General features: G+C 72.3%; 11 protein-coding genes. 4 read left to right on the forward strand and 7 right to left on the reverse strand.

What is annotated here, in order from left to right:
- Positions 1 to 14 precede the first annotated feature (14 nt).
- Positions 15 to 575 (reverse strand): TetR/AcrR family transcriptional regulator, encoded by a 561-nt coding sequence (locus JOF54_RS20505; RefSeq protein WP_210059236.1) that lies wholly within the window; start codon positions 573 to 575, stop codon positions 15 to 17.
- Positions 576 to 665: 90 nt separating this feature from the next.
- Here JOF54_RS20505 and JOF54_RS20510 point away from each other — a divergent pair, with 90 nt between their 5' ends.
- Positions 666 to 1,619 (forward strand): ketopantoate reductase family protein, encoded by a 954-nt coding sequence (locus JOF54_RS20510; protein WP_210059237.1) that lies wholly within the window; start codon positions 666 to 668, stop codon positions 1,617 to 1,619.
- Between the two features lie 57 nt (positions 1,620 to 1,676).
- The gene (locus tag JOF54_RS20515; RefSeq protein ID WP_307804444.1) at positions 1,677 to 2,309 is read left to right on the forward strand and encodes a hypothetical protein; all 633 of its coding nucleotides are present in this window, start codon (positions 1,677 to 1,679) and stop codon (positions 2,307 to 2,309) included.
- 63 nt (positions 2,310 to 2,372) lie between these two features.
- On the opposite strand, the gene JOF54_RS20520 is transcribed toward JOF54_RS20515, so the two are convergent.
- The 4 genes from JOF54_RS20520 to JOF54_RS20535 all read right to left on the reverse strand — a co-directional run bounded on the left by JOF54_RS20520 (position 2,373) and on the right by JOF54_RS20535 (position 6,388).
- A complete protein-coding gene (locus JOF54_RS20520; protein ID WP_210059238.1) occupies positions 2,373 to 2,873 on the reverse strand; it encodes a nuclear transport factor 2 family protein in 501 nt (166 codons plus the stop codon).
- A gap of 212 nt (positions 2,874 to 3,085) precedes the next feature.
- A complete protein-coding gene (locus tag JOF54_RS20525) occupies positions 3,086 to 3,976 on the reverse strand; it encodes a carbohydrate ABC transporter permease (RefSeq protein ID WP_210059239.1) in 891 nt (296 codons plus the stop codon).
- A complete protein-coding gene (locus tag JOF54_RS20530; RefSeq protein WP_210059240.1) occupies positions 3,973 to 4,965 on the reverse strand; it encodes a carbohydrate ABC transporter permease in 993 nt (330 codons plus the stop codon). Before JOF54_RS20530 ends, JOF54_RS20525 begins: the two co-directional genes overlap by 4 nt.
- Before the next feature lie 91 nt (positions 4,966 to 5,056).
- On the reverse strand, positions 5,057 to 6,388 hold the full coding sequence (locus JOF54_RS20535) for an ABC transporter substrate-binding protein (RefSeq protein ID WP_210059241.1): 1,332 nt from the start codon (positions 6,386 to 6,388) through the stop codon (positions 5,057 to 5,059).
- 406 nt (positions 6,389 to 6,794) lie between these two features.
- Between JOF54_RS20535 and JOF54_RS20540 the strand changes: the two genes are divergently transcribed.
- Both JOF54_RS20540 and JOF54_RS20545 read left to right on the forward strand, forming a co-directional pair.
- Positions 6,795 to 7,832 carry a LacI family DNA-binding transcriptional regulator gene (locus JOF54_RS20540; protein WP_210059242.1) on the forward strand — a complete coding sequence of 346 codons (1,038 nt, stop codon included), beginning with the start codon at positions 6,795 to 6,797 and terminating at the stop codon, positions 7,830 to 7,832.
- A gap of 69 nt (positions 7,833 to 7,901) precedes the next feature.
- Positions 7,902 to 8,300: a hypothetical protein gene (locus JOF54_RS20545; protein ID WP_210059243.1), complete on the forward strand. Its 399-nt coding sequence runs from the start codon at positions 7,902 to 7,904 to the stop codon at positions 8,298 to 8,300.
- Between the two features lie 121 nt (positions 8,301 to 8,421).
- Here the strand turns inward: JOF54_RS20545 and JOF54_RS20550 are convergent, their stop codons facing one another.
- Positions 8,422 to 9,657 (reverse strand): Nramp family divalent metal transporter, encoded by a 1,236-nt coding sequence (locus JOF54_RS20550; RefSeq protein ID WP_210059244.1) that lies wholly within the window; start codon positions 9,655 to 9,657, stop codon positions 8,422 to 8,424.
- 109 nt (positions 9,658 to 9,766) lie between these two features.
- Positions 9,767 to 10,002: ferritin-like domain-containing protein (locus JOF54_RS20555; protein WP_210059245.1), on the reverse strand; the 236-nt coding region annotated here is incomplete at its 5' end.

The raw sequence follows: 10,002 nt of genomic DNA on the forward strand, positions 1-10,002 counted from the left end.
ATGACCACGTGCCCTCAGGGGCGCAGGCCGTCGAGCACGAGGGTGACGGCGCCCTCGGCGTCGTCCCTCGACGCCGGGTGGCCGCAGGCGGCGCAGATCCCCTGGACCACCACGAGGACGGCGCCGGCACTCACGTTGTCGCGCACGGTCCCGTCCTCGACGCCGGCGCCCAGCAGGTCGGTGATCACCTGCTCCAGCTCCCGGCCGCCCTCGGCGAGCGTGTCCGGCTGCGCCGTCATCAGGGTCGCGAGCGTGCGGGCCAGGCCCTGGTGGCGGTGCAGGTGGTCGACCAGGCCGCGGAGGAACTCGGCCAGCGCCTCCACCGCGGGGAGGGTGGCCAGGAGCGTGCGGCCGCGGTCGCACAGGGCCGTGAGCTCCTCGCGGTAGACGGCCTCGGCGAGGGCCGCGCGGGTGGGGAAGTGGCGGTAGAGCGTGCCGGTGCCCACGCCGGCCAACCGGGCGAAGTCGTCGAACCTCAGGTCGAAGCGGCCGTCGGCGAACAGCTCCCGCGCCGTGGCGAGCAGGGCGTCGCGGTTGCGCTGCGCGTCCGCACGGAGCGGCTTGGGGGTGGTCATCCGTGGTCCTCCTTTGACAACCGGAAGTCGTCTCCATATCGTCGAACTGGAAACAGTCTCCGATTGTAGGGCTGACAGCGAGGTGGGGACGTGAAGATCCTGATGTTCGGCCGCGGCGTGATCGCCACGGCGTACGGGTGGGCCCTGGAGCGGGCCGGCCACGAGGTCGAGTTCTTCGTGCGGCCCGGTCGGGCGGCCGTGTACGGGCCGACGGTCGACCTCGAGCTGCTCGACGCGCGGCGCCGGGTGCGCGGGCAGCGCGTCGTCGAGACGTGGCCGGTCCGCTACCGGGAGTCGCTGGAGCCCGACCACGGCTTCGACCTCGTCGTGGTGAGCGTGCAGCACTACGGCGTCGCCGAGGCCCTCTCCTTCCTGGGCCCGCGGGCGGGCGACGCCACCGTGCTCGTCTTCAACAACCTGCTGGTCGAGCCGTCGGTCGCCGTCGAGGCTCTGCCCGCCGGTCAGGTGGCGTGGGGCTTCCCGGGCGCCGGTGGCGGGTTCGGGGACGACGGCGTGCTGCGGGCCGCCCTGCTGCCCGTCCTCTTCTTCGGCACCCTCGGCGGACCGCCGACCGAGCGCGAGCGTGCCGTCCGGGCCGTGTTCCGCGGGGCCGGGTTCAGGATCCGGGAGACCACCGACGTCCGGGGGTGGCTGACGCTCCACTTCCTCCAGAACGCGGGCCTGCACAGCCAGAGCCTGCGGCTGGGCTCGCTGACCGGGCTGGCGGGCCGACGGCGGGACGTGCGCGAGGCGGTCCTCGCCATCCGCGAGCTCCTGCCCCTCGCCGAGGCCCGCGGCGTGGACCTGCGGCGGCACCGCTCGGAGCTGCTGCCCTACACGGCGCCGGCCTGGCTGACCGCGCCGGCGCTGGCCTGGCTCTTCGGCCACTTCCCCCCGATGCGCACCGTCATGGAGGCGCACGCCAACCCCGAGGAGCTCCGCGCGGTCTGCCGCGACACGCTCGCCGAGGCGCGCCGGCTAGGGGTGCCCGTCCCGCGGCTCGAGGCGGCCGAGCCCTACTTCGCCGCGCAGCCGGCCGGCTGAGGGCACGCGCCGACGCCTCGGCGGGCCCGCGAGCGGCCCACGCGGTAACGTGCGCGGGTGCCGGTCAGCGAGCTGTCCCACGACGAGCTGGTCCGGATCTACGGGCCGTGGACCCCGCGGACGCCCCAGGACGCCGCGCGGCTGTTCGCGGGCTACCCGGGTCGGTGGTGGGTCGCCGGGGGCTGGGCGCTGCAGGCGTTCACCGGGGTCAGCCGGCCGCACGGCGACGTCGACCCCAGCATCCCGCGCCACGAGCTGCCCCTCCTGCGCCGGCACCTGGCCGGCGTCCTCGACCTCTGGTCCGCCGACCAGGAGAACCTGCGGGTCCTGCTCCCGGGGGACGTCGACCGGGACTCCCTCGCGGCGAGCTGCGAGAACGTCTGGGCGCGTCGCAGCGGGGGCGATCCCTGGGAGTACGACGTGATCCTGATGGACGTCGTCGAGGACCGCTGGGTGTTCAAGAGGGACGAGCGCACCAGCCTGCCGGTCGAGGAGATCGTCTGGACCCTCGACGGCGTCCCCTACCTCCGGCCGGAGGTGCAGCTGCTGCACAAGGCGAACGCACCCCGGCCGAAGGACGAGGCGGACTTCGTCGCGGCCGCGCCCCTGCTGGAGCCCGGTCCTCGGCGGTGGCTGCGCGAGGCCCTCGACCGGGCGCACCCGGGGCACCCGTGGCTCGAGGTGCTGTAGCCCGCCACGGCAGCCGGGCAGGGGCCGCCGCTGCCGACCTCGGACCCTGGACCGGGCCTGACCTCAGCTCGCGGCCCGCTGCGACCGGGTGCGCTGGATCGCCTCCTGGACCGCGGTGAGGTTCCCGTCCTCCCAGCGGCGCTCGGTCCAGATTCCCTCGATGCGCCAGCCCCGGTCGGTGCGGCGCAGGTGGTTCGTGTAGATCGCGCGGAGCAGGTAGTCCTCCCCGTTCGGGGAGCCGACGAGCTGGTGCTGGGCGTACATGGCCGAGGTGCAGACCGCGCGGTCCGGCTCGTCGGCGTCGAAGGTGATCACGTGGTTGGTGCTGAGGTGCTGGGTGAGGTCGAAGCCGTCCAGCGCCTCGGCGATGACGTCGACGAGCTCGGCCCTGCTGGTGGAGCCCGTGGGCTTCCCGCCCTGGTAGCCGGTGAGCACGCGGTCGGTGAAGCACTGGCCGAAGGCGGTCCAGTCCTTGCGGTCGACGGTGAGGCAGTAGCGGATGACCACCTCGCTGATGTCGGCCCGGTCCTCGAGTCGGCGGACGCGGCTCGCGAGGTCATCCATGGGTTCGTCTCCTGTGTGCGGTCGTGTCGTCGGGGTGGCAGCGGGTGCTGCGCCGCACCCGGTGGTGCGGTCCACTGTCGTACCGCAGGTGCGCCGTCATCTGGGGAGGCGGGGCGCACGTCGCGGCACGAGGGCCGCCGGCCCCGGGGGGACGACGCGCACGGGCCGCCACCAGGTGCTGGTGACGGCCCGTGCGGCGGGGAGCGGGCTGCTCAGCCCTTGACGGCTCCCGCGGTGATGCCGTTGACGATCTGCTTGCCGAAGACCGCGGTCACGATGATCAGCGGCACGGTCGCGATGACGGTCCCGGCGAGGATCACCGAGATGTCGGGGGTGTAGCCGGCCTGGATGCTCGCCACCGCCACCTGGATGGTCGGGGTGTTGCGGACGACGATGAACGGCCAGAGGAAGTCATTCCAGGAGGCCATGAACGACAGGATCCCCAGCACGGCCATGCCCGGGCGCGCGATCGGGAACACGATCTCGAACAGCGTGCGGGTCAGGCTGGCCCCGTCGACCTCGGCCGCCTCCACGAGCTCGTCCGGCAGCGCCTGCGTGAGGAACTGGCGCATGAAGAACACCCCGAACGCGGTCACCGCCGCCGGCAGGATCACCGACGCCAGGTTGTTGACCAGCCCGAGCTTGCTCATCACGACGTACAGCGGGACGATCCCGAGCGTCGGGGGGATGGTCAGCGTCGCCAGGGTGATCCCGAACAGCGCGTTCCGTCCGCGGAACTTCAGCTTCGCGAAGGCGAAGCCCGCCATCGTGCAGAAGAAGACGGTGGCCGCGGTGACCACCAGCGCGACGACGAGCGAGCGCCCCAGCGCCTGGAAGAGGTCGGCCTGGGCCAGCGCCAGCCCCATGTTCTTGAACAGCCCCGGCCCGGGGAGCAGCGGCGGCGACCCGTCGTAGAGGTCGGCCGGCGGGTGGGAGCCGGCCACGAGGGAGAAGTAGAAGGGGAACAGGAACAGCGCCGCCGTCAGGGTCAGCACGATGTAGGTGCCGACCCCGGCCTTCTCACCGGCGTGACCCCGGCCGCGCTTCGCGGGGACCGGTGCGGCGCTGACGGCTGCCTCGCGCGGGGCGTCGATCGTGGTCATCGGAGGTCTCCGGTCGTCGTCCTGGTCTTGGGGGTGGGGCGCTCGCGGGTGCGCAGCTGCGCCAGCCCGGTGTTGAGGAGCACCAGCAGGACGACCAGCGCCAGCACCACCACCGCGATCGCCGACGCCCGGCCGAGGCGGCCGATGTCGAAGGCCATCTCGTACATGTACATGGCCACCACCTGGTACTGGCCCAGCGCGCCGCCACCGGCGCCGTTGCCGAACAGGAAGGGCTCCGTGAACAGCTGGGTGGCCCCGATCGTGGACAGCACGATGGTGAACAGGATGGTCGGACGCAGCCCCGGCAGCGTGACGTGCACGAACTGGGAGAAGCGGCTGGCGCCGTCGATGGCGGCGGACTCGTAGAGCTCCTTGCCGATGGACTGCATGCCGGCGAGGTAGATCAGCGCGTTGTAGCCCGTCCAGTGCCAGGTGACGATGACCGCGATGGCGATCTGGGCCGTCCAGTTGCCGGCGGTCCAGGCGATGGGCTCCATCCCGAGCGCGTTCAGCACGACGTTGGCCAGCCCGCCCGAGGTGTTGGAGAAGATCGAGGCGAAGACCAGCGTCGCCGCGACCAGCGACGTCGCGTACGGCATGATCATCGAGATCCGGAAGAAGTTGCGGACCCGCATGTTGTAGTTCAGCAGGTGGGCCAGGCCGAGGGCCATGATCAGCTGCGGGACGGTGGAGAGGAGACCGATGGTGAAGGTCTTCCACAACGAGTTGTAGAACGACTCGCTCCCGAACAGCCAGACGTAGTTGTCCAGGCCGATGAACTTGGGCTCGCCGCCGGCCAGGCGGTACTCGTAGAAGCTGAGCCACACCGTGTACAGCAGCGGGAAGAGCCCGAAGGCGCCGAACAGGATGAAGAAGGGTGCGATGAAGGCGTAGGGGGTGGACCGCTCCCCGGCCGGCTTGCGACGGGCCGGGCGGGCCGGCGCTGACGCGGGCCCGGTGCGGGCGTGGGTCGGGGTGTCGACGGCCATGTCGTGACTCCGGTTCCTGTGGTGTCGGGTGGGTGACCTGACCGGTGCCCCCGACCCGGCGGGGTCGGGGGCACCGGTCAGCGGCTGGTCGTCAGCCGATCTGGTCCTCGAGGGTCTTCATGGCGGTGTCCCAGGCCTCGGCCGGCGGGACGTTGTTGCTCTCCACGGAGGTCAGCGCCTTCCCGATCGTGTTGTCGATCGTGCCGTCGTCGACGCCGAGCGGCTGGTCGGGAGCGGCGCGGAAGCCGTCGCTGAAGATCTGCCCGATCGGGGCGCCGTTGAAGTACGGGTCCTTGACGTCGGCGATCTGGTCCAGCGACTCGCTGTTGGACGGGAACGCCAGACCGGCCTGGAACTCCTTGGTCTCGGACTCGGCGCTGGTCAGGAACTGGGCCAGCTGGGCGGCGGCGGCCGCGTTGGGGCTGTCCTTCGGGATGGACAGGTAGGACCCGCCCCAGTTCCCGCCCAGACCCTGCGGCAGGGGCAGGACCCCCCAGTTGCCGGAGTTCTGGTCACCGGCCTGCTGCTTGATGTAGCCGAGCATCCAGGCGGGGCAGGCGATGGTGGCGAAGTCGCCGGTGTTCATCGCCGTGTTCCACGGCTGGGAGAACTGCTCGAGCTTCGCGGTCAGACCCTCGGCGCCGACCTTGGCCGCACGGTCGAACGACGGGCGCGCGGTGCCGTTGGTCGTGTAGGTGGCCTCGCCCTCGGCGTTGTAGTTGCGCTCGGGCTGGACCGAGGTCAGCAGCCGGTAGTAGCCCCCGGCGGAGTCCATCCACGGCTCCTGGGTGGCGGCCACGTACTTCCGGCCGGTCTCCTCGTAGGAGTCCCAGTCGGTGATGACCTTCGCCAGCTCGTCGGAGGTCGACGGCAGGCCGGCCTCCTCCAGCTTGTCGCTGCGGTAGCAGATGGCCATCGGGCCGGCGTCGGTGCCCCAGCCGAGCACGGCCCCGTCCTCGGTGGTGATGGCGCCCTGCTTCGCCGGCGGGTACTTGTTGGTGTCGCCCACGGCGGTGGTGCGGATGTCCAGCCACTTGTCCTGCTGCTGCTGGGTGACCAGGGCCGCCCGGCTGATCTCGAGGGCCTGGATGTCCGCCAGGCCCGAGCCCGAGTTCAGCTTGGTGGTGAGCGCGGTCCAGTAGTCGCTCTCCTGCTGGACCTCGGAGTACTTGACGGTGACGTTGGGGTGCAGCTTCTTGTAGTCGTCCAGCAGGCCGGCCTTCTCGAAGTTCGCGAAGATGCCGCCGAAGGAGTCGACGTTGATGGTGACGGGCTTGCTCTCGTCCGGGGCGGCGAGCTTGCTGGCCGGGGACCCGGCCTCCGGAGCGTCACCGCCGCCGGAGCACGCGCTGAGCAGGAGTGAAGCCGCGACGAGCCCCGCTGCTGCGGCGCCCGCAGCCCTCCCGTTGCCGAAGATGGACATACGAACCTCCTTGAGCCCCGCGAGCGGGGGTCGACGCTGACCAGTGGGAGCGGGGGCGCACGGCTGCTCGAGCCGGGGCTGCGCGACCTGACCGGCCCGGTCCCGGGGGACCGGCCCGTCGGACGCCACGAGGACCCGGGTCGAGCGGGCTGGAGCGCCCGCCGGACGGCGATTCGATAGTTTCGAACGAAACGCGAAACGCTGTCCTGCGAGGACAGTAGAGGTCGACCCGGTCTCCGTCAACAGCGGCGTCCGCACACTTGACAGGTCCTACAGGAGCAGGTTCTCTTGGGCTCACCTCCCCTCAGAGCGTTCGAGGGGAAGCAAAAAGTTTCGACCACCGGCTGGCACCGCTGGTGCCACTCGTCCTGCCTCGACCGGGGCGCGACCCGCGAAGGAGCGGACGATGACCAAGGATGGCCGGCCCACGCTGGAGACGGTCGCCGTCGCCGCCGGGGTGTCGCTGGCCACCGTGTCCAAGGTGCTGAACGACCGCCGCGACGTCGCGGCCGCGACCCGGTTGCGGGTCCAGGAGCTCCTGGACGAGTACGAGTACGTCCCGCCCCGTCGGTCGCCGGTGCACCGCGACGCCACCCACCGCCGCTTCATCGAGCTCGTCTTCACCGCCCTCGACAGCCCCTACTCGGTCGAGATCATGCGGGGGGTCGTCTCCTGCCCGGTCGACGTCGTGGTCACCTCGGCTCCGGACACGCCGGACGGTCGGGGGTGGTCCGGCCGGTTCGCCCCGAACGACCGGTCGGGGGCCATCATCGTCACGTCGCAGCTGACCCCGGCGGACCAGCGCGAGCTGGCCCGCGCCCGGGTGCCCTACGTCCTCATCGACCCGGCCGCGGAGCTGGCGAGCCCGGAGGTCAGCACGGTCGGCGCGACGAACTGGGCCGGGGGGCTCGCGGCGACGCAGCACCTGCTCGGCCTGGGCCACCGGCGGATCGCCGCCATCGGGGGGCCGGCCGCGATGCTGTGCACCCGCGCCCGCATCTCCGGGTACAGCGCGGCGCTGGCCTCGGCGGGCGTCCGCCTGGACCCGGAGCTGATCCGGCACGGCCGGTTCCACCACCGGGGCGGCCATCAGGCGGCCCAGGAGCTGTTCGCGCTGCCCGACCCGCCGACGGCGATCTTCGCCGGCAGCGACGAGCAGGCCTTCGGGGTGGCCGAGGCGGCGCGGCTCACCGGTCGGCGCATCCCCGACGACCTGAGCCTCGTCGGCTTCGACGACCTGCCGATGGCCCGGTGGTTCTCGCCCCCGCTCACCACGGTGCGCCAGCCCCTGACCGAGATGGGTCGGACGGCGGCGTCGATGTTGCTGGGGATGATCGAGGACGGCGAGCCGCACGGCCGCCAGGTGGAGCTGGCCACCGAGCTCGTCGTCCGGTCCTCGACCGCGCCACCCCCGGGACGCACGGGCGCGGGTCCGGCCCGGTAGCGGGGGCGCGCTCGCGGAGCCGGCCGGGGTGGACCGCGGCGCCCGGTGGCTGCGCCTACCGTGGTCGGGGTGTACGCCAAGACGCTGATCCCCGGTCCGAACCCCGTCCCCGCGCTGATGGCCACCACCGACGAGCTGACGGTGCTGCTGCCGCAGCTGCTCGAGCGGGGCTGGGCCCTGTTCGGCGACCCGCCGCCGCTCGACCCGGCGGGGGAGGTGGTCATCGACTCCGACCGGCTCCGGCTCGTGCTGGACGGCCGCCCCCTGCTGGACGACCGGAACCCCACGGCCCCCGACGGCTGGTGGGCCGCCGTCGACCAGCTGGGCAGCCGCTGCGCCGTCATCCTCTGCGACCAGGCCGACGTCGACCTCGTCCACCACGCGGTCGAGGGTCAGCTGGCGGCCCTGGTGGACACCGCGCGGGCCGTCTTCGCCGCCCTGCCCGTGACCACCGTCCTCGCCGGCTGAGCCAGCGTCCTGCCGAGGCCGCTCCTGAGGTTCGCCTTCTGCCGAGTTGTCAGAAGCTGGTTGACCCCTGGGTCAACTGAGTTCTGACAACTCGGCCCAGAAGCGACCCCTGGGTGCCGCCTCAGCCGGTGATGAGGAGGACGAGGAGGAGGGCGTTGAGGGCGACGATGGCGGCGACGACGGTCCAGGTGATGGCGATGGTGGCCGGGCGGGTGGGGACGAGGGCCATGAGCTTGGGGTCGCGGGCGATCCTCACGAGCGGGATGAGGGCGAAGGGGATCCCGAAGGAGAGGACGACCTGGGACAGGATCAGCAGCCGGGTGGGGTCCGCACCGGCACCGAGGAGGACCAGGGCGGGGATGGCGGTGGCCAACCGGCGCCAGAGCAGCGGGATCCGCCGGTGCAGCAGCCCGTCCATGATGACGGTGCCGGCGTAGCCGCCGACGGAGGTGGAGGCCAGCCCGGAGGCGAGCAGGGCGAGCGCGAACAGGATCGCGACGACCGGGCCGAGGCCGGTGCTGATCGCGGTGTGGACCTCGGTGAGCCCGTCCAGCTGGAGCCCGAACAGTGAGCTGCCGGAGAGGAGGAGCATGCCGATGTTGACGCTGCCGGCGACGACCATGGCGAGGATGACGTCGGCTTTGACGGCGCCGAGGACTCCGCGGGCGTTGCCGGGGTCGGCGCGGCCGTGGCGGTCGCGGACGAGGGCGGAGTGGAGGTAGACGGCGTGCGGCATGACGGTGGCGCCGAGCATCCCGACGGCGAGCAGGGCGGAGTCGGTCCCCGCGAGCCGCGGCACCAGCCCGGCCGCAGCCTGAGCGGGGTCGGGGGGGTCGACGACGAGGCCGGCGAGGAACCCGACGGTGACGACGGCCAGCAGGGCGGTGATGACCTTCTCGAAGCTGGGTTGGCCGTGGCGCTGGACGTAGAGCAGGGCGGTGGACACGCTGACGGTGACCACGGCGCCGGCGACCAGGGGCAGGTCGAAGAGGAGCTGGAGGGCCAGGGCGCCGCCGACGACTTCGGCGATGTCGGTGGCGACGGCGACGAGCTCGGCCTGGGCCCAGTAGGCGAGGCGGGTGCGGCGTCGGGTGCGCTGGCCGACGAGGGCGGGGAGGGACTGGCCGGTGAGCCAGCCGACCTTGGCGGAGAGGTACTGGATGAGTCCGGCCATCAGGGTGGCGCCGACGAGGACCCAGAGGAGGAGGTACTGGTAGGTGGCTCCGGCGGTGGTGTTGGTGGCGACGTTGCCGGGGTCGACGTAGGCGACGGCGGCGACGAACGCGGGTCCGAGGAGTTTGGTGCGGTTGAGCAGGGTGCCCGCGTCGGGCCGCGGCGGCCTCGTCAGCAGCGTCATCGTCAGGGTCTCCTGGCCGTCGTCGGGCGGACGGAGGCCCCGGCACGCAGGTGCCGGGGCCTCGTGGTCGTGGTGGCCCGGGTCGGGGTCAGGTCGACCCGGGCCGGGCTCAGAGGGTCTGGGCCTTGACCAGGAACGGGCTCGCGGCCTTGAGCACCGAGGCGCGGGTCGCGGGCTTCTCGAACGCGCCCTTGTAGACCCCGCCCTCGGCCTCCTTCTTGCCGAGCACCCCGAGGATCGCCGCGTGCCGGGCCTCGACCCCGAAGATGCTCGCGGCCGCGGTCAGCAGACCCTTCTCCTTGAGCAGGCTCGGGGCGGCGCCCAGGTAGGCCGACACCCCCAGGT

This window comes from Microlunatus capsulatus (assembly GCF_017876495.1).
GTDB lineage: Bacteria > Actinomycetota > Actinomycetes > Propionibacteriales > Propionibacteriaceae > Microlunatus > Microlunatus capsulatus.